This is a genomic window from Devosia sp. (assembly GCF_036676215.1).
GTDB lineage: Bacteria > Pseudomonadota > Alphaproteobacteria > Rhizobiales > Devosiaceae > Devosia.
On the sequence record NZ_JAKFDJ010000162.1, the window covers coordinates 20117 to 43421 of the forward strand.

The 23305-nt window shown below is 63.8% G+C and carries 27 protein-coding genes and 1 pseudogene; 17 read left to right on the forward strand and 11 right to left on the reverse strand.

Features of this window, described 5'->3' with window-relative positions; all coding sequences use genetic code 11:
• The 7 genes from V6M52_RS13885 to V6M52_RS13915 all read left to right on the forward strand — a co-directional run bounded on the left by V6M52_RS13885 (position 1) and on the right by V6M52_RS13915 (position 4253).
• Positions 1-1554 carry a proton-conducting transporter transmembrane domain-containing protein gene (locus V6M52_RS13885; protein WP_332701440.1) on the forward strand — a complete coding sequence of 518 codons (1554 nt, stop codon included), beginning with the start codon at positions 1-3 and terminating at the stop codon, positions 1552-1554.
• Positions 1551-2030: a Na+/H+ antiporter subunit E gene (locus tag V6M52_RS13890; RefSeq protein WP_332688462.1), complete on the forward strand. Its 480-nt coding sequence runs from the start codon at positions 1551-1553 to the stop codon at positions 2028-2030. The genes V6M52_RS13885 and V6M52_RS13890 overlap by 4 nt, the downstream gene beginning before the upstream one ends.
• Positions 2027-2326, forward strand: a complete 300-nt coding sequence (locus V6M52_RS13895) for a cation:proton antiporter (RefSeq protein WP_332688460.1) — start codon at positions 2027-2029, stop codon at positions 2324-2326. The genes V6M52_RS13890 and V6M52_RS13895 overlap by 4 nt, the downstream gene beginning before the upstream one ends.
• A complete protein-coding gene (gene mnhG, locus V6M52_RS13900) occupies positions 2323-2676 on the forward strand; it encodes a monovalent cation/H(+) antiporter subunit G (RefSeq protein ID WP_332688458.1) in 354 nt (117 codons plus the stop codon). Before V6M52_RS13895 ends, mnhG begins: the two co-directional genes overlap by 4 nt.
• 122 nt (positions 2677-2798) lie before the next feature.
• Complete coding sequence (locus V6M52_RS13905) at positions 2799-3221, forward strand: MucR family transcriptional regulator (protein WP_332688456.1); 423 nt, start codon at positions 2799-2801, stop codon at positions 3219-3221.
• A gap of 161 nt (positions 3222-3382) precedes the next feature.
• Positions 3383-3760 (forward strand): helix-turn-helix domain-containing protein, encoded by a 378-nt coding sequence (locus tag V6M52_RS13910; RefSeq protein WP_332688454.1) that lies wholly within the window; start codon positions 3383-3385, stop codon positions 3758-3760.
• Positions 3750-4253, forward strand: coding sequence for a DUF6456 domain-containing protein (locus tag V6M52_RS13915; protein WP_332701441.1), 504 nt, complete (start codon positions 3750-3752; stop codon positions 4251-4253). Before V6M52_RS13910 ends, V6M52_RS13915 begins: the two co-directional genes overlap by 11 nt.
• Before the next feature lie 12 nt (positions 4254-4265).
• Here V6M52_RS13915 and V6M52_RS13920 read toward each other — a convergent pair whose 3' ends face one another.
• A complete protein-coding gene (locus tag V6M52_RS13920; RefSeq protein WP_332701442.1) occupies positions 4266-4691 on the reverse strand; it encodes a SufE family protein in 426 nt (141 codons plus the stop codon).
• A gap of 171 nt (positions 4692-4862) precedes the next feature.
• Positions 4863-5156, reverse strand: a complete 294-nt coding sequence (locus tag V6M52_RS13925) for a hypothetical protein (protein WP_332688448.1) — start codon at positions 5154-5156, stop codon at positions 4863-4865.
• Positions 5157-5536: 380 nt separating this feature from the next.
• Here V6M52_RS13925 and V6M52_RS13930 point away from each other — a divergent pair, with 380 nt between their 5' ends.
• The 3 genes from V6M52_RS13930 to V6M52_RS13940 are packed head-to-tail and all read left to right on the forward strand — an operon-like array spanning position 5537 to position 8819.
• Positions 5537-7306: a PAS domain-containing sensor histidine kinase gene (locus V6M52_RS13930; protein WP_332701443.1), complete on the forward strand. Its 1770-nt coding sequence runs from the start codon at positions 5537-5539 to the stop codon at positions 7304-7306.
• Complete coding sequence (locus tag V6M52_RS13935) at positions 7303-8487, forward strand: peptidoglycan-binding protein (RefSeq protein WP_332701444.1); 1185 nt, start codon at positions 7303-7305, stop codon at positions 8485-8487. The genes V6M52_RS13930 and V6M52_RS13935 overlap by 4 nt, the downstream gene beginning before the upstream one ends.
• Positions 8487-8819: a DUF1491 family protein gene (locus tag V6M52_RS13940; protein ID WP_332701445.1), complete on the forward strand. Its 333-nt coding sequence runs from the start codon at positions 8487-8489 to the stop codon at positions 8817-8819. The genes V6M52_RS13935 and V6M52_RS13940 overlap by 1 nt, the downstream gene beginning before the upstream one ends.
• On the opposite strand, the gene V6M52_RS13945 is transcribed toward V6M52_RS13940, so the two are convergent.
• The gene (locus V6M52_RS13945) at positions 8816-9964 is read right to left on the reverse strand and encodes a DUF2336 domain-containing protein (protein WP_332693731.1); all 1149 of its coding nucleotides are present in this window, start codon (positions 9962-9964) and stop codon (positions 8816-8818) included. The genes V6M52_RS13940 and V6M52_RS13945 overlap by 4 nt on opposite strands.
• 200 nt (positions 9965-10164) lie before the next feature.
• Between V6M52_RS13945 and V6M52_RS13950 the strand changes: the two genes are divergently transcribed.
• Both V6M52_RS13950 and V6M52_RS13955 read left to right on the forward strand, forming a co-directional pair.
• A complete protein-coding gene (locus V6M52_RS13950) occupies positions 10165-10335 on the forward strand; it encodes a hypothetical protein (protein ID WP_332693728.1) in 171 nt (56 codons plus the stop codon).
• Positions 10328-11143, forward strand: coding sequence for a hypothetical protein (locus tag V6M52_RS13955; RefSeq protein WP_332701446.1), 816 nt, complete (start codon positions 10328-10330; stop codon positions 11141-11143). Before V6M52_RS13950 ends, V6M52_RS13955 begins: the two co-directional genes overlap by 8 nt.
• Before the next feature lie 9 nt (positions 11144-11152).
• Here V6M52_RS13955 and chrA read toward each other — a convergent pair whose 3' ends face one another.
• Together chrA and V6M52_RS13965 are read right to left on the reverse strand one after the other, a co-directional pair.
• On the reverse strand, positions 11153-12553 hold the full coding sequence (gene chrA / locus V6M52_RS13960) for a chromate efflux transporter (RefSeq protein WP_332701447.1): 1401 nt from the start codon (positions 12551-12553) through the stop codon (positions 11153-11155).
• A 2-nt stretch (positions 12554-12555) separates the two neighbouring features.
• Positions 12556-13374: a chromate resistance protein ChrB domain-containing protein gene (locus V6M52_RS13965; RefSeq protein ID WP_332701448.1), complete on the reverse strand. Its 819-nt coding sequence runs from the start codon at positions 13372-13374 to the stop codon at positions 12556-12558.
• A 274-nt stretch (positions 13375-13648) separates the two neighbouring features.
• Here V6M52_RS13965 and V6M52_RS13970 point away from each other — a divergent pair, with 274 nt between their 5' ends.
• Positions 13649-14377: an MBL fold metallo-hydrolase gene (locus tag V6M52_RS13970; RefSeq protein WP_332701449.1), complete on the forward strand. Its 729-nt coding sequence runs from the start codon at positions 13649-13651 to the stop codon at positions 14375-14377.
• A gap of 1 nt (position 14378) precedes the next feature.
• On the forward strand, positions 14379-15644 hold the full coding sequence (locus V6M52_RS13975) for an MFS transporter (protein ID WP_332693713.1): 1266 nt from the start codon (positions 14379-14381) through the stop codon (positions 15642-15644).
• Between the two features lie 24 nt (positions 15645-15668).
• On the opposite strand, the gene V6M52_RS13980 is transcribed toward V6M52_RS13975, so the two are convergent.
• The 5 genes from V6M52_RS13980 to V6M52_RS14000 all read right to left on the reverse strand — a co-directional run bounded on the left by V6M52_RS13980 (position 15669) and on the right by V6M52_RS14000 (position 19721).
• Positions 15669-16214 carry a DUF1254 domain-containing protein gene (locus V6M52_RS13980; RefSeq protein ID WP_332693710.1) on the reverse strand — a complete coding sequence of 182 codons (546 nt, stop codon included), beginning with the start codon at positions 16212-16214 and terminating at the stop codon, positions 15669-15671.
• Positions 16211-16783, reverse strand: coding sequence for a DUF1214 domain-containing protein (locus V6M52_RS13985; protein ID WP_332701450.1), 573 nt, complete (start codon positions 16781-16783; stop codon positions 16211-16213). The genes V6M52_RS13980 and V6M52_RS13985 overlap by 4 nt, the downstream gene beginning before the upstream one ends.
• 111 nt (positions 16784-16894) lie before the next feature.
• Positions 16895-17236, reverse strand: a complete 342-nt coding sequence (locus V6M52_RS13990; RefSeq protein WP_332693704.1) for a helix-turn-helix transcriptional regulator — start codon at positions 17234-17236, stop codon at positions 16895-16897.
• A 12-nt stretch (positions 17237-17248) separates the two neighbouring features.
• Positions 17249-17497: a type II toxin-antitoxin system RelE family toxin gene (locus V6M52_RS13995; protein WP_332701451.1), complete on the reverse strand. Its 249-nt coding sequence runs from the start codon at positions 17495-17497 to the stop codon at positions 17249-17251.
• A gap of 61 nt (positions 17498-17558) precedes the next feature.
• Complete coding sequence (locus V6M52_RS14000) at positions 17559-19721, reverse strand: transglycosylase domain-containing protein (protein ID WP_332701452.1); 2163 nt, start codon at positions 19719-19721, stop codon at positions 17559-17561.
• 133 nt (positions 19722-19854) lie between these two features.
• Here V6M52_RS14000 and V6M52_RS14005 point away from each other — a divergent pair, with 133 nt between their 5' ends.
• The gene (locus V6M52_RS14005; protein WP_332693698.1) at positions 19855-20310 is read left to right on the forward strand and encodes a YcgN family cysteine cluster protein; all 456 of its coding nucleotides are present in this window, start codon (positions 19855-19857) and stop codon (positions 20308-20310) included.
• On the opposite strand, the pseudogene V6M52_RS14010 reads toward V6M52_RS14005, so the two are convergent.
• Positions 20307-20750: pseudogene (locus tag V6M52_RS14010) on the reverse strand (mobile mystery protein B); the annotation flags it as partial. The gene V6M52_RS14005 and the pseudogene V6M52_RS14010 sit on opposite strands and share 4 nt — an antisense overlap.
• Before the next feature lie 316 nt (positions 20751-21066).
• Here V6M52_RS14010 and V6M52_RS14015 point away from each other — a divergent pair.
• The gene (locus V6M52_RS14015) at positions 21067-21708 is read left to right on the forward strand and encodes a diguanylate cyclase domain-containing protein (RefSeq protein ID WP_332701453.1); all 642 of its coding nucleotides are present in this window, start codon (positions 21067-21069) and stop codon (positions 21706-21708) included.
• A gap of 79 nt (positions 21709-21787) precedes the next feature.
• Complete coding sequence (locus tag V6M52_RS14020) at positions 21788-23044, forward strand: Hsp70 family protein (protein ID WP_332701454.1); 1257 nt, start codon at positions 21788-21790, stop codon at positions 23042-23044.
• The last annotated feature ends 261 nt before the right edge of the window (positions 23045-23305 follow it).

The following is a 23305-nucleotide window of genomic DNA, read 5'->3' on the forward strand; positions in this document are numbered from 1 at the left end:
ATGGATGAGCTGGTGCTTCCGCCCGCGATGATCGAGACACTGACCGCAGCGGCCGACTGGGTCATCGTGCTGCCCCTGGTGCTCTCGCTGATGGGCGCCGCCATGGCATTGATGCTGCGCAAGGCGGGCCGCCTGTCCTTCGTGCTGACCGCCCTGACGATCTGCGCCGTTATCGCCTGCGAGATCACCCTGCTGCTGCGCGTCCTGGAAACCGGACCGGTCAGCATGACCATGGGTAAGTGGTTGCCGCCCTTCGGCATCAGCTTTGCTGCCGACATGTTCGGCGCCGCTTTTGCGCTGGCGGCGGCTGTGGTGACTCTGGTGGTCCTGATCTATGCCGAGGGTGAACGCGGTGGCGACGAGCGCGACGGCTTTTATGCCATGGCATTGCTGCTGCTGGCTGGCGTCACTGGCTCGTTCCTGACGGGCGACCTGTTCAATCTCTATGTCTGGTTCGAGGTGATGCTGATCGCCTCCTTCGGATTGATGGTTCTGGGCGGACGGCCCATCCAGCTTGATGGCGCGGTCAAATACGGGTTCCTCAATTTCCTCGCCACCACCTTCTTCCTGCTGGCGCTCGGCCTGCTCTATGGCCTGCTCGGCACGCTCAACATGGCCGACATCATGCGCGTGGCGCCGGCAGCAAACCCGGCAGCAATAGCGGGTGTTGCTGCCATCTTGCTGCTGGCTTTCGGCATGAAAGCTGCCGCTTTTCCGGTTAATGCCTGGCTGCCGGCCTCCTACCACACGCCGCCCGCGGCAATCTCGGCGCTGTTCGCGGGACTGCTGACCAAGGTCGGCGCCTATGCGGTGCTGCGGTCCCTGGTCGTGCTGCTGCCGGCGAGCCGCGACCTGCTGGAGCCGGTGCTGGTCGCTATCGCCGTGGCCACGCTGGTGATCGCCCCGCTGGGCGCCATTGCCGAGACCAACCTGCGACGCGCCATCGGCTTCCTGGTCATCGGCGGCATCGGCGCGATTATGGCGGGCATCGCAGTGCCGTCGCTGCCCGGGATAAGCGGAGCAGGGCTCTATGTATTTCACGCCATCCTGACCATGACGGCGCTCTATCTGGTGGCCGGCCTGATCGAGCGGGGCACCGGGCAAACCGACACCAGGCGAATGGGCGGGCTCTACGCCGCCAGCGCGCCGCTCTCCATCCTGTTCCTCTTGCTCATACTGGCCACGGCGGGCGTGCCGCCCCTCCTCGGTTTCTGGCCCAAACTGCTGCTGCTGCAGGCCGGATTGGGAGAGGGCGGGTGGAGCGGTGGGCTTGTGGTCGCGGCACTGCTGGTCAATGCCGTGCTGACGCTTATCGCCGGGTCGCGGCTTTGGGGGCATGTTTTCTGGCGCTCGGCGCCCGCTGACGCCGATGCGACGGCACTGTCGCGCCAGACCTGGCCGCGCCTTGGCGCGACCGCCGCGCTGGTCACCATCGTCGTTGCGGCGGGGCTGTGGCCGAATGGGCTCTTCGAGGCGCTGAACGTTGGTGTGCCCGACCTGATGGATCCGGTGCGCTATGTAGATGCCGTTGGACTTGCGGGAGCTGCGCCATGAACCCGGCTTCAATCGTCATCATGCTGGCATTGGTCTGGGCCGCCATTACCGGCGCCTTTACCGGCCTCAGCCTGCTGCTGGGGGCGGCAATCGGCGGTGTGGCGGTGTTGCTCCTGCGCAGTGCCTTTGCGCCCCCACGCGTGTTGCGCAGGATCCGACAGGTCGCGTCGCTGGCTCTACTCTTTCTCTATGAACTGGCGGCCAGCGCGGTGCGCGTCGCTGTGGTTGTGCTGACACCCGATCTGAAGGCGGCCCTGCGCCCGGCAATCATCGCCTTTCCGCTGACCGTGAAGTCGGATGCCGAAATTACACTCCTGGCCAATCTCATTACGCTGACCCCGGGCACGCTGAGTATCGATGTCAGCGAGGACCGCTCGGTCCTTTATGTCCATGTGCTGACGCTGAGCACGCGCGAGGCACTGATCGCGGACATAGCCGGGGGATTTGAAGCCAAGGTGCGGGAGATCTATTCATGACGCCAGCCGACGCCCTCTCGATGGCGACACTCGTTTCGCTCGTCCTGCTCGGGCTGGCGCTGCTGATTTCGGCGATCCGCATCTTCATCGGGCCCACGCTGGGGGACCGGGTACTCGCGCTCGACCTGATGACCGTGGTTGCCATGGGCTTTGTCGGCGCCATCGCCATTCGCACCGGGCTCATGCTCTATCTCGATATTGCCATCGCATTGGCTTTGCTGGGGTTCCTGGCGACCGTGGCCCTGGCGCGCTACATCCTTTCGAGGGGCAGCACCTCAGAGGGGGACGGGAGATGATCGGCGATATCCTCATCTATGCCGGCTCCATAGTCCTCCTCCTGGGAGCATCGTTCAGCCTGATCGCGGCCGTCGGCGTCTTGCGGCTGCCGAATCTGTATACGCGCATGCATGCCGCCTCCAAGGCGGGTGCAGTGGGCGGGGGACTTATCCTGCTGGCGGTGGCCCTGGTGTGCTTTGACGCCGGTGTTGCGCTGCGCGCAGTAATTGGCGTCATATTTCTATTGCTTACCACCCCCGTGGCTGCTCACCTACTGGCAAGAGCAAGTTACCGCATCACTGACCAGTCATCGACAAATATGGTCATTGACGATCTAAAGTCTAAAAGAAGCCCAAGTTCTCCCTTATGATTGAACATGCTGGCAAGGTTCAATTGCTGCATATTGGGTTGCGAAGGGTAATGAACAATCCTAACAAGGCATATGGTTGTGACTGCCCCTGTCGCGGCCTAGTAAAAACGAAAGGTTGAATTATGAGTGATACCACCGGCTCGGCGACCGGTTACGAGAGCGATCTGATCGAGCTCAGCACCGAAATCGTCTCGGCCTATGTGAGCCACAACTCGGTGAGCGTGACCGATCTGCCCAAGCTGATCGCCGAAGTTCACGGAGCCCTGCGCGCCTTGCAGAATAACGAGGTCCAGGTTCCCGTTGAGGAACTCAAGCCAGCTGTTCCGATCCGCAAGTCCGTCGCTGCCGACTACATCATCTGCCTCGAAGACGGCAAGAAGTTCAAGTCGTTGAAGCGGCATTTGCGCACGCACTACAATCTCTCGCCGGAAGAATACCGCGAGAAGTGGGGCTTGCCTGCCGACTACCCGATGGTTGCCCCGAGCTATTCGGCGACCCGCTCCAAGTTGGCCAAGGACAACGGGCTCGGCCGCAAGGCTGCCTGATACGACGAGACGTCGCGTCCCACCGGGACCCCGGCGAGAACCAGACTTCAAACGGCCGCTCCCAAGGCGGCCGTTTGAATTTTATCAGCATACTTATCCCCCTCCCCATTGCTTGCCTCAGTATGTAGGAATTAATTCCTTGCATACGATGAGGCAGACCGATGCACCATACCCCTTCCCCGCTCTCGACACACCGTGCGGTCCGTTGGCGCGGCGCCGGCCTACGCAGTTGCGACGATGCGATTGTCCTGGTGGCAAGACAGAAAAACGTTCCGATCCGGATGCTTATGCACAATACCCGCAGCCGCCCATCGGCGGCGCGGGCGCGGCAGCTGGCCATGTATCTGTGCCATGTCGTCTTCGGGCGGACGCTGGCGGAGATCGGTGAAGCCTTCGGACGCGATAGGACAACTGTCTCCCATGCCTGTGCGCTCATCGAAGATATGCGCGACGATCCGCGCTTCGATGAAGAAGTGTGTGCTCTCGAACGACAGTTGGAGCGTAGCGGCGTGCCGGAGGAGGACAGCCATGCCCACTGAAAATCGAGACGATTCTCTATTGGCCCGGCTGGCATCCAGGGGCGGTCAGCGCGAGGCGGCCTTCCTGGCACCGCATCATCTTGCAGCGGCGGATCGACTGGAGCGGCTCATCCAGCGCGCGCAACTGGTACCCCGCGTGACCATGTCCTATGACCCGACCCGTGTCGGCGGGCGGAGCGGGGCGGGCAATGATGTGCTCTCGGCCACCGAAGCATCGGCCGCCGCGCGCCGGAAGCTGAGCGCCCTGGCAGACAACCTGCCGCCCGACTGCTGGGGCGTGCTGTTTGACGTCTGCGGCCTCGGCAAGGGCCTGCAACTGGTCGAGACCGAACGGCGCTGGCCCCGGCGCAGCGCCAAGCTGGTGCTACGCATCGGCCTTGAGCAACTCGCGGCCCATTTGGGCCTCTCGCCTCATGCTACCGGCGCCGGAAGCGGCGCGACGCGCAACTGGCTGGAGGCCCGGCTGCCGTTGATCGCCGATGAACCGTTGTGACCGGGCTGCCGATCAGCTCAGCGCCTTGCCCTCGGCCCGGATGCGGTTGACCATTGCCACCAGGCCATTGGAGCGCTGGGCGGTCAGGTGCTCGCGCAGCCCGAGCTTGTCAAAGATGGCAATAGCGTCGGTCTCTGCGATTTCCCTCGCCGGACGGCCCGAATAGAGCGCCAGCAGGATCGCTACCAGCCCCTGCACGATCATCGCGTCACTCTCGCCTCGGTAGGTGAGGATGGTCTGGTTGGCCTCCTGCCGCGCATCGGCCGCCAGCCAGACCTGCGAGACGCAGCCATGCACCTTGTTCTCGGGCGATTTTTCGGCCTCGTCGAGCTTGGGCAACGCCTGGCCGAGCTCGATGAGGTAGCGATAGCGGTCCTCCCAATCGTCGAGGAAGGAGAGGTTTTCGGCAATGTCCTGAAAGGCTAGGGGCTCGCTCATAGGGACTATCTAGTCAAAGCCGGCGGCCAATACCAGTGCGCCATCCAGCAAAGAAAAAGCCGCAAGCACAGGGGCAGCGTGCTTGCGGCAGGGCCAGGGGTCGCTGGAGTGTCGCTTGGGGGAAGTGACGCGAACCCTGGAGTCTAGATCGGGGCCCGGGGCAGGGCTCCGCTATCCCGCCCAGTCTGGCCTTGGTCGGGGAATAGGGGCCAGATTGATCGCCGGCTGCTCATGCATGGGTGTGCCGACGGACGGGGAGGCCTGAAGCGCCGCGGCGGCAATGGCCTTGCCGCCCACGCACTGGAAACTGTCGCATTCGATGTTCTGGATTTGCTCGGCAACGACCCTGCTGCCGGCGGCCATGGCTTGGGCCGACAGCGCGCTGGCATCGGGAAGATCGACGCCGGGCTTGATCACCATATAGGCGACGGTCAGCCAGAAAACGGAGCGAACCACTGCAAACATTGTCTTGTTCCAGAACTACTGCAGGACGGTCTCGACCTGCATGACCGACACTATGCCGGGCCCGTTAAGCCGCATTGGGACATTTCGATAAAATTTTAGTCAAATGCACTTCCCTGGATTTAGCCGGGCAACACCTTGTTTACGCTAACCGGAGAAAGGGCGGCGGGACGCGCTCTCCGAGCCGTTGGCGGGCATGGATTTAAGAGCGCCTTTAGCTCTTCACACGCAGGGTGGCTGCAACAAGACCTGATCCCATTCAGGCGGAGTGCGGCCATGGCCGCATTTGCCGGAGCCCATGGCATCCGTGACTGCTGGCGTCGTGATAGTGAGTAATGCGTATGCGTAGCCTGTTCTCTTTCGGCGCAAGCAAAGAGATGTCGATGGCCATCGCTGGCGGCGGCCATCGGCCCGAAATGCTGCGCCGTAAGACGCTTGCCAACAATTCCCGCATGCTGATTCTGCTCAGCGCGCTGTGCATGCCGCTTGCTGTCTATCTGCTGGTCATCGGCAGCCCATTCCCCTTTGCCATGGCGGCTCTGGGCCTTGCGGCGGGCATGACGACCCTTGCGCTGCATCAGCGCAAGCTGTTCGAACAGGCGGCGGCCGGACAGGTCTATGCACTTCTGCTCATCGGCGCGCTGCTCACATTGGCGGACCAACAGCTGGGCGATGCCGGGCTGGCCATTGCGGTCATGGCGCCGATCATGGCGTCTCTGCTTGGCCAGCAGCAGTTGCGGCGCCAGAGCTGGATCATGTTTGCGTCCGTGCTTGGCCTCGCCGGCCTGGCCGGCATGCTTTCGCTGCCGCCCATACCTGTCTCGGCTTCGGTCCTGGTGGGCACCAGCATCATCGGCTTCGGCATTGCTGCCTTTATCGTCATTCACAGCGCCAACCGCATCAATGCGGCCTATGAAGTCTATGACAAGGCGCAGATGACGGCCTATCGGCACCTGATCGAACATGTGCAGGATGGGGTGATCCGCTTTTCCAGCGATGGTCAAATCCTGCTTGCTTCCCGCTCGTCAGAACAGCTTTTCGGCTGCCGGCGCTACGAACTATCAGGTGCCGGACTGGGCGAACGCCTGCATGTGCTGGACCGGCCAGCCTATCTGACCGCCTTTGCCGATGCCAATCAGGGTGGCAAGTCGCGCACTATCGAAGTCAGGATGCGCCAGGACGATCCGCGCGCCACGACCAACCTGCCGCGCTTCATCTGGGTGGAGATCAGCCTGTCGCCGGTGATCGACCCGGAGACGGTGGGTCAGCGCCATGAAGTGGTCGCTCTGTTTCACGACATCACCCGCCGCAAGGACAACGAAATCGCCATGGCAGAAGCCCGTCGGACGGCTGAAGAAGCGTCCGCGGCCAAGTCCCGCTTCCTCGCGACCATCGGGCATGAGTTGCGCACGCCGCTCAACGCCGTGGTCGGCTTTTCCGAAATGATGACCAGCGATATCGGCGGTGAACTGTCGACCACCCATCGCGAATATGCCGGTCTCATCCATCAGAGTGGCAAGCACCTGCTCGAAGTGGTGCGCATGCTGCTCGACATGTCCAAGATCGAGGCCGGCAAGTTCGAGCTGCAGACCGAGCCCTTTGTCGTGGAAGACATGATCGCGCCCTGCTTCAGCATGGTGGACGCCATGGCGCAGGCGCAGGATGTGACGCTTGTGGCCGATGTCGCCAGCCATCTGCCGATGCTGGTTGCCGACGAGCGCGCATGCCGGCAGATTCTGCTCAACCTCTTGTCCAACGCCGTCAAGTTCAGCTATCCCGGTGGCCGTGTTACGGTGAGCCTCAAACGCCAGGGCCAGAGCCTGAACCTGTCGGTCAGCGACAATGGTGTCGGCATGGCGCCCGAATCGCTCAGCAGGATAGGCGAGCCATTCTTCCAGGCAGAGGATGGACTGGCACGCCGCTACGAGGGCACCGGGCTCGGCCTCTCCATCGTGAAGGGGCTGGTTGACCTGCATCAGGGTACGCTGCGGGCCATGTCGGAAATTGGAGCGGGGACAACCGTGACAGTTTTGCTGCCCATAAACGGTCCGGCAATAAAGAGCGAAGAAACTGGTTCGGTAACACCCTTCCGTAAAGAGCCAGCCGCAGCTCAGATTCATTCATGGCAAGACGAAAAAAGAAAAGCGCAATGACGGCAACCACCTTCTCGCGCCTGCCTTTGCTGGCGGGCAGTGCTGCCGCGGCCTCACTGGGTCGCGCTGGCCTCTGGGCGTTTTCGCGCTATATGCGTGCGCCGCTCGCCTCGACGGGCCTGCTGGCCCTGGTCACGCTGACCGCGATGGCGGCCAGCAATGCCCTTTACCTGCAGACGGCCCGGCACCCCGCGCCGTTCTTCATGCCGGCCACGGATGTGCCCGCGCCAGTGGCGCAGCCGCTGGTGGCGCCCGCGCCCTTGCCTGCGCCGACGCGCCAGACGGCAGTTCTGCCGCCGGTGGGCGAAACCACAGGCAGCGTTGCCACCGTGCCGCCGGCCATGCCCGCAGCGCCGGTGGGCAATAGCGAGGCCTTTGCCGTGCAGAAGAAGCTGACCGAACTCGGTCTGTTCAACGGCACGGTCGATGGCTTTTACGGCCCAATGACCGCCTCGGCGATCCGGGCCTTCGAAACACGCAACGGCATGACGCCGACCGGCGCGCTGACCCGCGAGGTGATCGACGCCATCCTGCGTGCCGACGCCGCCGGCATGGTGCCTGTGGCCCAGCAGGCCGCGGCCGTGCAGCCGGCTCCCGTTGTCCGGCCCGCGCCGGTACCGCAGCAGGCCGCCGTGCAGCAGCCAGTGGTGCCGCGTCCTGCACCGCAAGGCGACATTCTGGTGGGCCGGGTTGCGGAACTGTCTCCGGTCGACCAGGCGGTCGATACCATCGGCAATGCCGCGGCGCTGACCATCGATTCGATCGTTGCTGCCGTCGATGGCGGTCGCACGACTCCGCCGGCTCCCGTGAGCAGGCCGGTCCCCGCCGTGCCGCTGTCGGCCGCACCGGCCCAGCAGCCTATGCCGGCGCCGGTACAGGTGGCTTCGCTTGAGCCCATGGCGGCCCCGCGCGCTGCAACGGCAGTGCAGGCCGGACCCGCGCCAAACCAGATGATGGCGGCGACCACGAGTGTCGCGCCGGCCAACAATGTCCAGCTGGTCAGCCAGATCCAGCAGGGCCTCGCGAGCCTGGGCTTCTACCATGGCTCGATCGACGGCCATCCGGGCGACGCTACCGCCAAGGCCATTCGAGAGTTCGAGAACTTCCACAGCTACAAGGTCACCGGACAGGTGAAACCCGACCTGGTCGGCCTGTTGCGGCAGGCCGGCGCCGAGATCTAGTGAGCGCGCTGCGCAGCGATATCTGGTGTGGTGTCTTCGTGCGGCGCCATAACGACCTGGGCAATATGTGCGTGGTTGCGCGCCGCGGCGACCCGATTGCCGGACAGGTCTTCATCGAGGTCGATCATCTCGACGGAACCCGCTCGCTCTTTACACCCGCCCCCATGGCCGGCCGCCCCGACGATGCCAGACTGGTGTTTCAACGCCGCTTCGGCCGCGTCGAAGCCAGCAAGGTCAGCGAACGCATTGCGCGGGAAATCGAATTCGATCCCGATCTGTGGGTGCTCAGCCTCGACCTGCGCGGCGATGATGTCGGAATCGACGTTATCTAGCTCGCGCGGCGGGCACCAATGCGGGCGAGGGCCTCGATGGCCTGTTCGACCACGGGATTGTGGGCCGGCGCCAGCGTCTGGGATGGCGTGCGGCGGCTGGCTTCGGTGAAGGGCTTGTACTCGGGCTTGTTGAGCTCAAGCAGGTTCACCTCGCCACGCCAGGCGCTCATCAGATAGGCCATGGATTCCGGCGTGACATTGCCGAAGAGCGTGGCGAAATCGGCCAGTGCGCGCGAGCGATCGCTGTCGTGGCTGGTGGCGTGGATCAGTACCTTCAGACCTTCATAGGCGCTGCAGCCGAAGGCGCGCAGGATCACGAACAGCGCGGCGCCGGTGACGTCATGGGCAATCTGCCCGCAGCGCACTTCATCCAGGCTCGTGATCTGCGACAGCAGCCGGGTGACTTCCGGACGGCGGTTCTCCGAGAACAGCTTCATCAGCGCCTTGGTCAATTCCTGGTTGGCAACAGTGAGTTGCTCAATGGTCCGGCTGGTCGGCAGCTTCGGCGTTTCGCGGTTGGTAAAGGCCTGGATCACCTTGACCCGGTGTTCGTCCGACAGGTCGAAGAAGGCCGGAGCCAGCAGGGCCGCGTCGAAATCGCTGCGCTTGGCCAGAGATTCGGCGACCATGTGGTCCATCTGGGCGGATCGGGCGAGGGCGCTGAGATAGGCGCCGCGCGGCACGATCGCAGCATTGGAGGCCAAGGCCCGGTAGACCTTGCGCGAATTCATCTGGAAGAGCTTGGCCAAGACGACATTGGTGAGGTCGTCGCGCGCCGCAATGGTGGCGGCGGCCGGTACGTCATAGCGGGCGATGATATCGAGCATGGTGGGCTCGGAAAGATCGGCGGCGCCGGTGAGGAAGCTGATGAGGTCTTCGCCGATATTGTCGACGACGAGCTGTTCGAGCGTCGGGGACAGCATTTCGGCACGGCCCAGAATGGCAGCGCCCTTGGCGCGGGCCTGCGGCCCGGCAATGGGGAACAGGCGCGACGCGAGCGCTTCAAACTGTTCCATTTCGGGAGGCGTCGCCTTGCCGCGACGGGCATAAGCGTCGCAGGCCGCGATCAGCAAGGTGTTCGTACGGTCGACGCCGCCTGTCTCGATGAGCAGTTGAAACGTCTCGTAGGGCTGAAAACCAAGCATGTGTCGGGGACCGTCATTCGGAATCGCATCACATTCGATGCACCGTCACTCTTGCCGCCAATTCGTTAGCAGACTGTTAACCTTGACGATCTCTTAATGCGGACATGAGCAGGCAGCGCGAGGGGCGTCGCGCGGACTGATTTGTAACGCGAACCGTTGTCTCCATTGGGAATGGAGGAGCGAGCAACCTGGAGGACAGCTTGGGAAAGCTCGTCAAATTCGATCAGCGGCGCAAAGCCGCCAAACGCGGGGCGAAAGCGCCCGGCGACGCCCAGATCCTGATGTTTACCGGGGTGCGTTATGAACGCCAGGCGCCGCAGCCGCCAACGACAAGGCTCGATCCGACACGGCCAAAGCGCAAGCGTGGATAAGTTGTTTCGGCTGACCTCTGCGCTGGCCCTGGCCGCGCTGCTTGCCGCCTGTTCGGTCGCCCGACCGGTGGGCGATTTCGGCCGCGCCGCGCCCGGCTTCACCCATGACGTGGCTATGCCGGCGGCGGGCGATTTCATCGCGCGCAATCGCAAGGAGCCGGTCTCCAACTTCAACAAGACCGATCAGGAAGAGGAGATGCACAATCGCGTCTGGCGCTTCCTCGTGGCGGCGCATGCCAAGGACTGGGTGTTCGATTCCTCGGTGGAACTGCAGCGCACCCGCATTATCCCACCCAAGGACGAGCGCTATACCATCGAGCGCTACTATGCCTGGCTCAAGCGGACCGAGTACCAGTCCTCGCGCACGCGCTATTCCACGGTTGGCCGCCATATCGCGGCGGATATCGATACTCTGCCGGGCACGTTCGCGGCGATCTGCGCGGTGATCGAGATCGATCGTCAGCGCGCCATCGCCTATGACAGCCTGGGCCGCGACCTGCCGCCGGCCATGGGCGACAATCTGGCGGCGCGCAAATACGAGAACAGTGCCTTCATCGCCTGGTTCGTGCGGGCGCTGAACTACCGCCATGCCAGCTATGACTACGCGCTCGATAGCCTGCTGGTGGAAACGCCGCACGAACAGTCGCTGGCGGTGGACGAAGCCCTGCGGCGCCTGTCGGTCTATGTGTCGCGGGCCGATCGCCACGACTTCTGTGGCAATGGAAGTGCGCAGCAAAGCGGGGGCAGTATCGTGATCCCGTCACGGTTCCAGCATCCGGGCGATCAGGAAGTCGTGCTGCCCAAATAGCTTGGCGTGTCAGAGCGACAGCCAGGCGACCCCCGCAATCGCGCAGCCGGCGAGCACCCACATCGTGCCGATATTGAAGCGGAACACCGCCAGTACTGCTGCGAGCGTCAGCACCACCGCAGCGGGATTGATCGACGCCCAGGCCGGCACATCGAGGGTGAACCCCGGGCCTTGCCACACGGTGATCTCCGCGAAGAGGGCGTGCAGCGCAAACCAGACCGCCAGATTGGCGATGACGCCGACCACGGCGGCCGTGACCGCCGAGAGCGCCCCGGTCAGCGCCACATTGCCCCGCAGTTGCTCGATGAAGGGCGCGCCAAGGAAAATCCACAGAAAGCACGGCACGAAGGTGACCCAGGTGGTCAGGATCGCGGCCAGGGCAGCGGCAACCATGGGGTTGAGCAGGCCCGGATCGCGATAGGCGCCGAGGAAGCCGACAAACTGCACTACCATGATCAGGGGGCCGGGGGTCGTCTCGGCCATGCCGAGCCCGTCGAGCATTTCACCGGGCATCAGCCAGCCGTAGTTCTGCACCGCCTCCTGCGCCACATAGGCAAGGACCGCATAAGCGCCACCGAAGGTGACCACCGCCATCTGGCTGAAGAACATGGCGATCTGGCTGAAGACGTTTTCCGGCCCGAGAAAGACGACCAGCGCCAGCACGGGCACCAACCAGAGCGCCAGCAACGCCCCCGAAATGGAGAGCGACCAGCGCAGGTTCGGTCGGGCATGGGCAGGCGTGGTTTCGCCGAGCAGCGAGTGGGCATCCTCGAATACCGGCCCTTTGCCCGCGCCGTGGCCGCCTCCGACGCGGAAGAGCGGCGAACCAATGCGCCCGCCGCCATAGCCGATCAGCGCCGCGGCGAGGATGATGAGCGGAAACGGGATGTCGAAGGCAAAGATGGCGAGGAACGCGGCCACGGCAATGCCGATCATCACCTGGTTTTTCAGTGCCCGCTTGCCGATGCGCACCACCGCCTGCAGCACGATGGCAAGCACCGCCGCCTTGAGCCCGAAGAACAGCCCGGCAATGGCATCAAGGTGCCCCAGCCCCACATAGAGGTAGCTGAGCGCCAGGATGGAGACGAAACCGGGCAGGATGAATAACAGCCCGGCGACCATGCCGCCCTTGGTCTTGTGCAGTAGCCAACCGAGATAGACTGCCAGCTGCTGCGCCTCGGGCCCGGGCAGCAGCATGCAATAGTTGAGGGCGTGCAAGAATCGGTGCTCGCCGATCCAGCGTTTCTCCTCGACAAGGATGCGATGCATCACGGCGATCTGGCCGGCAGGACCGCCGAAGCTCAAGGCAGCGATCCGTGCCCAGACCTTCAACGCTTCCGAAAACGGGATCGTGACGCCCGGCTGATAGACTTCGGCACCGGGCACGGAAGGGGGCAAAACGTCCGACATCGTCAGCTCCTCGCCTTGCCCGAGGGCCAGTTGTGGGTTTCCTCGGTCGCGTCGCGCGCCCAGCGGTAAAAGGCATCATATAGTGCCATACCGGCCTCGAGTTGTTCGAGATCGTCCGCATACATCCGCGACAGTCCCAGCGAAGCGGCAAGCAGCCCGGCCGCTTCCGGCGCCAGATCGTGGCGAGAAGTATCGGCGCCACGCACAATGGTGGCCAGCCGCTCCAGGGCATCCGACGCCAGCCCGAACTCCTTGATCATCACGTCGAAGGTGCACAGCTCGCCGCGGTGGCTCCAGAAGACGTCGTCAATGTCGAAGGGTGCTCCCCCGAACCGCTCGGCGACGGCGGCAACCTCGGAGGGGGTTACGAAGAGGAAGGCCGCATCGGGATCGACGAACCGGCGGATCAGCCACGGGCAGGCGATGCGATCCACCTTGGGCCGGGCGCGCGTGACCCAGACCGTTCGCCCGGCGCTGTCGCGCGGCGGCATAGCCGCTTCGGGTACGACTGGTTTGCCGGCCTCGACCCAACCGGAATAGCCTCCCTCCAGCCCTTCCGCGGGAATGCCTTCATGCCTGAGCCAGGCGGCCACGCCTTCGCTGAGCTTGTGCCCATACTGGCAGATGACGACAACGCTGGAACCCCGAAACTGGTCGATCCACTCGGCCATGGTTTCGTGGGATCGGCGTACAGCGCCGGGGATGTGCCGTGGATCGGCCGCAAACGCCTCCGCGGTACGAACGTCGATAAGGCGGGGCGATCGGGGTGTGCCAATGAGGCGATAAAGCTTGTCGACGGAAATCGTCGTGTTCGAAGACATGGCGCGTCCTTGCATGATTTTGTGATGTGGACGCGATTCTTCGGCTGGCGCCTCGTGGGGAGATCGCAATCCCCATGGCCCGTATTGTCTCCGCGGCGAGATGGAAGTCAAGACGACGTGGGTTCCCCGGCGAGCGGGCGGGTTTTTCTGTGACCGTCAAGCCGTCCACTCCGCAAGTGACGACATGCGTGGCTGAGGCGCTTGACAGGGTGTTCGCGTTCAAACTAATACGTTCAACCGAATTATTGAATGAACTTTGATTGAGGAGGCGAGCATGATCCTGCGCCAGTTTCTGCATACCAACCCGGTTGGTGCGTCCTACCTGCTGGGATGTGGAGGAAAGGCTTCTGGCGCGGTGGTCGATCCGATAGGGGACATCGGCCCCTATCTGGCGGCAGCTGAACAGACCGGTATGCGCATTCTCTATGTGATAGATACGCATGTGCATGCCGACCACCTCTCGAGCGGGCGCCAGTTGGCCGAGGCGGCGGGCGCGCGTTATGTGCTCCACGAAAGCGCTGAGGTGGATTTCGATTTCCACAAGGTCGCGGACGGGGATGAACTGCAGCTGGGAAATGTCTCGCTCAAAGTCATGCACACGCCGGGCCACACTCCAGAACATATCTGCCTGCTGGTGTCCGACCGCAGCCGCACCGATGAGCCGTGGTTCGTTCTGACCGGGCACACGCTGATGGTAGGAGATCTGGGCCGGACGGAGTTGGCGAGCAGTGCCGAGGATGGCGCGCGCAGCCTGTTTGCCAGCGTCCGACGCCTGAAGCAGCTGCCCGATCATCTGGAAGTGTTGCCGGGTGCCTTCTCGGGTTCGGTGTGCGGTCGCAAGCTTTCGGGGAAGCCGAGCTCGACCATCGGGTTCGAGCGGCGCTTCAACAAAGCCTTCGCCATTGAAGGAGAAACCGAATTCGTCGCCGCGATGATCGCCGACATTCCGCCGCCGCCGCCCGGTGCAGTGCTGACTCGCGCCCAGAATGCGGGTCGCGGCTGACATGACGACAGAGGTGCATCGTTTCGGCATTGCCGAGAACCGGGGACAGTTTGTCCAGCAACTGGTGCAGGTCCTGCTGGTCGGGTTTGCCATCGGCATGACCCGCACGGTCGTGCCGGCGCTGGCTGAGAGTGAGTTCGGCGTCGCACGCGGCTCCTTCGTGCTGCTCTCGGCCTTCGTGATTGCCTTTGGGGTGGTCAAAGGTGTGCTCAATTTTGTCGCCGGGCGGCTGTCGGAACGGATCGGACGCAAGAAAGTGCTGGTGCTGGGCTGGATCGTCGCCCTGCCGATCCCCTTCCTCATCGCCTTTGCGCCGAACTGGAACTGGATAGTGGCCGCCACTGTGCTGCTGGGGATCAACCAGGGCCTGTGCTGGTCGATGACACAGACATCCAAGCTCGACCTCACGCGCCCCACCCAGCGCGGCGTGACCATAGGGCTCAACGAGTTTTCCGGCTATATCGGCGTGGCGCTTGCCGGCATCATTACCAGTTATGCCGCAACGCTGATGGGGCCGCGCCAGGGGCTGCTCGCCTTCGGGGTCGTGGTGATCGCGGCGGGACTGATCCTCTCTATGGTGTTCGTTCGCGACACACTGCCCTGGGCCCGCAGCGAAGCCCGCAACCACTTGGCCAACGGCAACCAGGACAAGGCCATGTCGACATGGGACGTCTTCGCGCTGATGACCTGGCGCGACCGCCGGCTTGCGGCAATCTCCCAGGCGGGTCTTGTCGAGAAGTTCGTCGACGCCCTGGTGTGGGTAATCTACCCGGTCTTCCTGTTCGATCGGGGATTGACCCTGCCGGAGATCGGCTGGGTTGTGGGCATGTATGGCATGGTGTGGGGCGGCTCGCAGCTCGTAACCGGCCGGCTGTCGGACAAGGTCGGGCGGCGCTGGCCCAATGTCACGGGCATGTGGATATGCGGCGCCGGCGTCGCCATGATGGTGATGGGCGAGGGCAGCGTCTGGTGGTCGTTGTCGGCGGCAGTGTCGGGCCTTGGCATGGCGTTGCTCTATCCCAATCTTTCCGCCGCCGTGGCCGATATCGCGTCCCCCACATGGCGCGGATCGGCGATCGGCATCTATCGGTTCTGGCGCGATCTCGGCTACGCCGTCGGGGCGCTGGGCTTCGGGGTGGCCGCCAATGTCACCGGCCAGATCGAGGCTGCGTTCTGGTTCGTCGCGTTGGCAATGTTCGCCTCGGGCGCGCTGCTATTCGCCTGGGGCGAAGAAACCCATCCGGGGATATCCGCCGCAAAGCTATGACCGGCGGATATCGGCGTCCTTCGCCTAACCTCGCGTTCCACAGTCCACTTCGGACAGTTCCTGCTCGAACCGTCCCCGCATGACCTGGTGCGGCGGGGCGAGGCGGACAAGGACCAGTAACTGGTCGCTGGACGATTCCACCACCAGCAGGCCCTCGGCGACGTCGAGTTGCTGCTGGGCCAGCAGGCGCGTCTGGGCCGCGTTGAAGATGCCCAGCTCCAGCGTCTGGCCGATGCCGTCGCGATTGGTGGTCGAATAGGTGACGATGCCCGATCGGTTGAACAGGGCGACCGACCAGAAGGCGTCGGGCAGGATGCCGCTGACATAGGCGGGGCCCTGGGAGAGGTCGACGCGGCAGAGCCCATAAACGAGTTCGGGGTCGAGCCCCAGCGGATTGGGTTTGCCGGCCTCCACCTGTGGCAGGATGACCATGCGGTTATCGGCCTCGATCGCGGCGACACGGGTCCACAGCGACTGCTCCGCCAATGCCGGCAGAGTCAGAATGACCACAATGTGGATGATGCCGCCGAGCACGGCACCGGCGAGCAGCCAGAGCAGGGGACGGATCATGCGCAGTTCCCGCGAACGATTGCCGGCATGGATTCATCGCTGGAAAAGCCCGAAAACACGGCAGTGTCGTAGAGGGTCAGCACCAGCCTGAAAGGTCCTTCGCCGGTCAACTCCAGCCAATTCAGCGGCATCAGGCGCGTGCCCACATTGATCTGGATGGCGCCGTCATCGCTGCGCACGATGTTCGAGCTGCGCATAGCCGGCGCAGTATCGGGCGCGGCGATATTGATGCCAGTCTCGTCCAGCGCCACCAGGGTCCAGAAGCTGGCCAGCGGCGTCCGGCCAGCGATGCGATAGGCGCAATCGCGGACGAGGGGCTGGCCGCTGCTATCGGCCGTCGCGGTGAATTGCAGGCCCTCGGCCTGGCCGAGTTCGAAGGCGGCCGTGCGCGCCAGATGGCCCCGCGTATAGGGATTGGGTGCATTGGCGCCGACATCGGGCCAGGCATGCCAGGGGCCGACCTGCGCCACGCCGAACAGGCGCCCATCGGTGAGCGCGTAATAGCTGAGCCCGAAGCCGACACCCAGCGCCACGGCGATCATCATCAGCAGATAGACTACGAAGCGCACGGTTTAGCGGCTCGGTCGGGAAATCGGCATGGGCGACGGCAACCTGCGCGCTAGAGTGGCTGGCCAAAGGCTATAGCAAGGGGGGCAGATGCGCGGAAGGGCGAAATGGGCCTATACGAGGTCGTCGATGGTCACGCGCAGGGCGGCCGCGAGTTTGCGTACTGTATCGATGGACCCTGATTTGCGCCCGGCTTCGATGTCGGCGATCTGTACGCGATTGACACCGGCAGCAGCAGAAAGGGCCGACTGGGTCATGCCGCGAAATTCCCGGTAGACCCGCAACGGGCTTTCGCCGCCGAGCATGCGGTCGACAAATTCGGATGGGATGAGCTCTTCGCGGCCAGCGGCCAGATCGGCCTTGACGCGGTCGTAGGCAGCGATGTCAGCCAAGTCTTCAGCGGCCTCGCGCAGACGTTCATATTCCTCGCGGGGGATGGTGACCATCTCGTTCATAGCAGGGCTTCCTCACTCATAGACGCTGCCTCTGGGGCCGATCTTCAAAACGTCGAGGACAGCGCCATCCTCCATGATGACGCGCCAATCGCCCACGCGAAGCCTGATCCATTTGCTGCCTTGCAGCGCCTTGACATTATTGGCTTGAGACGCCGGATCAGCAGCATATTCGGCTATCTTGCCGCGTATACGCAGAGCAGTGTTCAGCGGCATTTTGGTAAGCGCGCGAGCGGCTACCTTAGTGTAGGTGATCTGCTTCACGTCAGGCAATGTAGCTTATGGCTACTATGTAGTCAATGGCTACGTCTTGGCTTGGACGGCCTTAGAGCCCTTGAGTATCCGCTGGCACAGAGACGCTCGCCTGATCGACGAGTGGACGTGCAGCCCCAAGCGTTGCCGCGAAGCGATCGGCGAGGTCGACCAGCTTGCGGGCGGCGCCTGGGGTGAGGCTGGGCGGCCGCTGGGCGATTTCTTCTTCGAGCACGGCCGGATCGGTCTCGGCGACGACAACCGGCTCGGGCACGAAATCGACGCCGAACACCGGCTGAATGTCGATATTGGTATGGGCATAGGCCATGAATTTCTGCCAGGCGATGGCCGGCAGCGTGCCGCCCGTCAGATTGTTGGTCGGGTGGTAGTCGTCATTGCCGAACCACACTGCGGCGACGTAATTGCCGGTAAAGCCGCAGAACCAGGCATCGCGATAGGAGGATGTCGTGCCCGTCTTGCCTGCGACGGGCACGCCCGGCACGTCCGCGCGGCGCCCCGTGCCACCGGTAATGACGCTATGCAGCATGAAATTCATGTTGGCCACGGTGGTTTCGCTGAGTACGCGCTCGCGTGGAGCGCCAGGGTCGATCTCATAGACCTTTTCGCCATTGAGCGTGCTCATGCGGGTGATGCCGTAGGCGGGCGTCTTGAGGCCGCCATTAGCCAGCACCGCGTAGGACGAGGTCATATCCAGCACCGAAACGGACGCCACGCCCAGCGCCAGCGAGCGGGTGACGGGGTAATCGGCCTGCAGGCCCATGCGATGGCTGAGCGCGGCGATGGTGTCGCGCCCGGTCTTGATCGACAGCGTCACCGCGACGGTGTTGAGCGATTGGGCCAGAGCGCTTTGCAGCGTCACCGTGCCCTTATAGTTGCGGCCATAGTTCTGCGGGCACCAATCGCCGATGCAGACGGGGCGGTCGGTTATCGTGTCGGACGGGGTGAGGCCGAGCTGTTCCATGGCCTCGGCATAGACGAAGACCTTGTAGGACGAGCCGGGCTGGCGGGTGGAGACGATGGCACGGTTGAACTGGCTCTTGGCGTAATCGGTGCCCCCCACCATGGCGCGGATGGCACCACTGGTATCGGTAACCACCATGGCGCCCTGTTCGACATCATACCGCTCGGCGCCCTCGCGCACGGTCGAGACCACGGCCTCTTCGGCGTATTTCTGCAGGGTGGTGTCGATGGTGGTGCGGACCACGTAATTGTTGGTCGCCTGTTGGCCCTTTTCGATCAGCACCTTGGATTGCTCGAAGGCCCAGTCGAGGAAGTAGTTCGGTGAATTGGCGTCGGCGGCGCGGCTGATCGGGGTGGCCGGATGGCGGCGCGCCGCGGTAACCTGGCCTTCGGTAAGAAAGCCCGCGGCGACCATGTTGGACAGCACCAGATTGGCGCGGCCGCGCGCCGCGGCGAGGTCGACATGGGGGGCGTAATTGCCCGGCGCCTTGAACAGGCCCGCCAGCATGGCCGCCTCGGCCAGGTTGATGTCCTGCACGGTCTTGCCGAAATAATATTCGGCGGCGGCCACCACGCCATGATTGCCCCCGCCCATATAGGCGCGGTCGAAATAGAGCTTGAGAATGTCGTCCTTGCTGTAGTGCCACTCCAGCCAAACGGAGAGGAAGGCTTCCTTGATCTTGCGCTCGAGATTGCGCTCCGGCGTCAGGAACAGGTTCTTGGCCAGTTGCTGGGTGATCGAGGAGCCGCCCTGGATGCCGCGCTCACCCTGCGCGTTGCTCATCAGGGCACGCAAAGTGCCCACCACGTCGATGCCGAAATGCTCGTAGAAGCGCCGGTCCTCGGTGGCCAGAGTCGCCTTGATCAGATAGTCGGGCATGTCGGCCAGCGCCACGGAATCGTCCGAGCGGATGCCGCGCCGGCCGATCTCGGTGCCAAACCGATCGAGAAAGACCACTGAGTAGTCTTCGGCCTTGTTGAACTCGCCCGAGGCCGTGGTGTCGAAGGCGGGCAGGGCCAAAGCCGTCATCAGCACGCAGCCAATGGCCAGGAACGAGAAGCCGTCGCTCACCAATTCCACGAATACCCGCTTGAAGCCGGCGACATGGAAGATACTCATGAAATCCTGGAAGCGCGTATAGGTGTGGCCCAGCGCCTGCCAGAACTCGTAGAGCGAGGAATCCAGCCATGCATCGGCCGCCAGCATGCTGGAGGATTTCTTGCGCTTCTCTTTGGTGTAAAACGGATCCTGCACCAGTCGTCCTCAAGGTCGGCTTCACGGACTGTTGTCTGCGACGGCGATCAACGCAACACAATCGCTGGAATATGATTGCGCTGGCGCGCCGACAAGAGCAAACCGGCAACAGCCTTAGCAGCACTGGATTAAGATGGCCTTTTGGGAAGAAAAGACGCTGGACCAGATGTCCGCCGCCGAGTGGGAAGCCCTCTGCGACGGCTGCGGCCGCTGTTGCCTGATCAAGCTGGAAGACGAGGACACCGGTACGCTCATCACCTCCGATGTGCGCTGCCGGCTGCTCGATGGCGACACTTGCGCCTGCACCGACTATCCCGGCCGCCAGGCCAAGGTGCCCGACTGCATCAAGCTGACGCCGCAGAATGTCACCGAGATCAAGTGGATCCCCACCACCTGCGCCTATCGCCGCATCGCCGAGGGCAAGGGGCTGGCCTGGTGGCACCCGCTGGTTTCGGGCGATCCGCAGACGGTGGTGGACGTGGGCGTATCGGTCAAGGGCCGCACCTTCGGCGAGGATGACGTGCAACCCGACACCTGGGAAGAGCACGCGGTGGACTGGCCGGAATGGGAACCGCCGGAGAAGCTCTAGCTGCGGACGAAGCCGAGTAGCGGGCCGAAATCGTGCTGGTCGGCTGAACGAAGCGCCGCGAGGTAGGTCTGGCGGGTGGCGCTGTCGGTATCGAGGCCTTGACCGCCCCAAGTGAAGAAGTCCTGCCCGAGCCTGCGGCACATAAGGTCTGCGGCCAAGCGCGTATGGCGGCCGTTGCCATTGGTGAACGGATGGATGAGGACGAGGCCGTGGTGGAAGCGCGCAGCGATCTCGTCGGGTGCGTATGTTTCGTGGGCAAGCCAGTAGTCGACGGAGTCGAGGAATTCTCGCAACTTGACGGCAATCTCATAGGGCATGGCGCCGATATTGGTCTCACGCGCTCGAAGTTTGCCAGCCCATGACCACACATCACCAAACATGCGCCGGTGCAGTCGCATCAGATAGGACTCAGTGGTCAGATTGGCATGAACGCGCAGCGCCCAGGCTCGTCCGGCCGACCCCTAGTTTTTTGTCCAAGCTACGTCTTGCTCGCTGCAGGTTGCGATTCCAAGCCATTTCGATACCTCCACCAGGCTATGGCCTGGTTTGTGTGATAGCCATGACAGGTTATAGCCTGGCACGCGACATATTAAAACCAGGTTATAGCCTGGTATCTAATAACAACAAACCAGGTCATAGCCTGGTTAGATCGGGGTTTGTCAGTCGGTATGGGGCGGGCAAGGATAATATTTACACCTCGTTAACCATGTTGTGGCCTGATCTCGCGGTGCGCGAGCCCAGGATAGGCGACAACCCATGACTGTATCCGCGACTGCCGAACCCTTCTGGACCCGGGTCCGAACCGCCCTGGGGGCCTTGCGTCCGGTGCGGTCGGAGCGGGTGCCGGCTTATGGGCAGGCAGCGATCGCGCGATCCATGGGCATCAAGCCCAAGCTGGGGCAGCTGATCGAGGACGAACTGGCGCAGGGCTGGGCCAGCGCTGCGGGCCGGCATGTGTCATTGGGCCTGCTGGTCATCGAAATCGACCGATCTGCCGAATATTTCACCGCCTATGGCAAGAACAGCACCGACGACTGCGTGCTCTCGGTCATGCGCGCGATCACCGATGTGCTGCCGCGCAGTGGCGATACCTGCCTGCGGCTGGGGCGGGCCGGCTTTGTCGTCGTGCTGCCGGACCTGCCGGGGCTGATGGCGCGCGCCACGGCGAACAAGATCACCGAGGCGGTGCGCGGCCTCATGCTGGCGCACAGGGAGAGCCATGCAGGCATTGTCACGGTGAGCCTGGGCCTGGCGGTGACCAATCCGCGCGGCACCTATGACAAGAAATTCTTCGAGGCCGGCGCCGAAGCGCTGAAGAAGGCCCAGCGCAAGGGCATCGGGCGCCTCGAGGCCGTGGACCTGCGGCCAGCGCAGCAGCGCCAGCGCAAGGCCGCCTGAGCTTGCCTCCGGCAGGCTGATTATCTAAACAGGCCGTCCCGCGCGCCGCCCGGCGCATTTCCATGATGGACGGCATGCCATGACCCTCGTTTGCGGCCTCGACTTCGGCACGTCCAATTCCACCATTGCGCGGCTCAATACAGGCGGCGTGCCCGAGCTGCTCAAGCTCGAGGACGGGCGCGAAACCATACCCAGCGTGATCTTCTTCGGCTTCGAGGATGACAGCGTGCATTTCGGCCGCCAGGCGGTGGCCGAATATGTCACCGGCGCCGACGGCCGACTGATGCGCTCGCTCAAGAGCGTCTTGGGCACGGCGCTGATCGGGGACAGCACGCGCGTCAAGGCGCGCAGCTATGGCTTCCTCGAAATCCTGGGCATCTTCATCGCCGAGCTGAAACGCCGGGCCGAAACCGAACTGGACGGCGCGGTGGAGAGCGTGGTCTGCGGCCGGCCGGTGCATTTCGTCGATGACGACCCGGTGGCCGATGCGGCGGCGCAGGGGCAGCTGGAAAGCGCGGTGCGGGCACAGGGTTTTCGCCACGTCGATTTCCAGTTCGAGCCGATCGCCGCGGCGCTCGACTATGAGCGGCAGGTGACGGCGGAGCGGCTGGCGCTGATCGTCGACCTGGGCGGTGGTACGTCGGACTTTTCGGTGGTGCGGGTTTCGCCCGAGCGGGCGCGGACAGTGGACCGGGGCCAGGACATCCTGGCGACGGCGGGCGTCCATGTCGGCGGCACCGATTTCGACCGGCTGCTGTCGATGACCAAGGTGATGCCCGAACTGGGCCTGGGCACCATGACACGCGACGGCAAGCGGCACCTACCGGTGGCGCCCTATTATGACCTCTCCACCTGGCACCGCATCAACCGGCTCTATACCGCCCAGACGCTGCGCGACCTGCGCGGCACGCAGCGCGAGGCACAGGCGCCCGAGCGCGTGGCGATGATGATGGAGCTGATCGAGGACCGGCTGGGCCATCGCCTGGTGGGTGCGGTGGAGGCGGCCAAGATCGCGCTGTCGGATGCCGCGACGACCGACTTCGCCTTTCCGGTGCGCGACCGCCGGATCGAGACCATGATGACCATCGATGACCTGACCCGGGCCCTGCAGAGCCCGGTGGCGCGCATCGAGGACACCATCGCCGAAACGCTGAAGCGGGCAGGGGTGGCGGCGCGGGATATCCACAGCCTGATCCTGACGGGCGGTTCGACCCAGGTGCCGGCCATCGCGGCGCGGCTGCGGGCACTGTTCCCCGAGGCCGAACTGGTGCGCACCGACGTGCTGGGCAGCGTTGGGCTGGGGCTGGCGCTGGATGCCAGGCGGAAGTTCGGTTGACGCCTCTCCTTTGGGGGAGAGGTCGGCCGTAGGCCGGGGTGAGGGGGCCATCCCCTTGCACCGCACCCAGTAAAGGCCCCCTCACCCGACCCAAGAGGGTCGACCTCTCCCCCAAAGGGAGAGGTGGCTTCGCCATCAACTCGCCACGACGATGAACGCAGGATGAATGCGTGGTTATCGGCCGGTTCAGTCCGGCCGTGGCATCTGCTCGATCAACCACTCCATCTCGCCGACCTCCGCCCCGAAGGCGGGCCCGCGGCG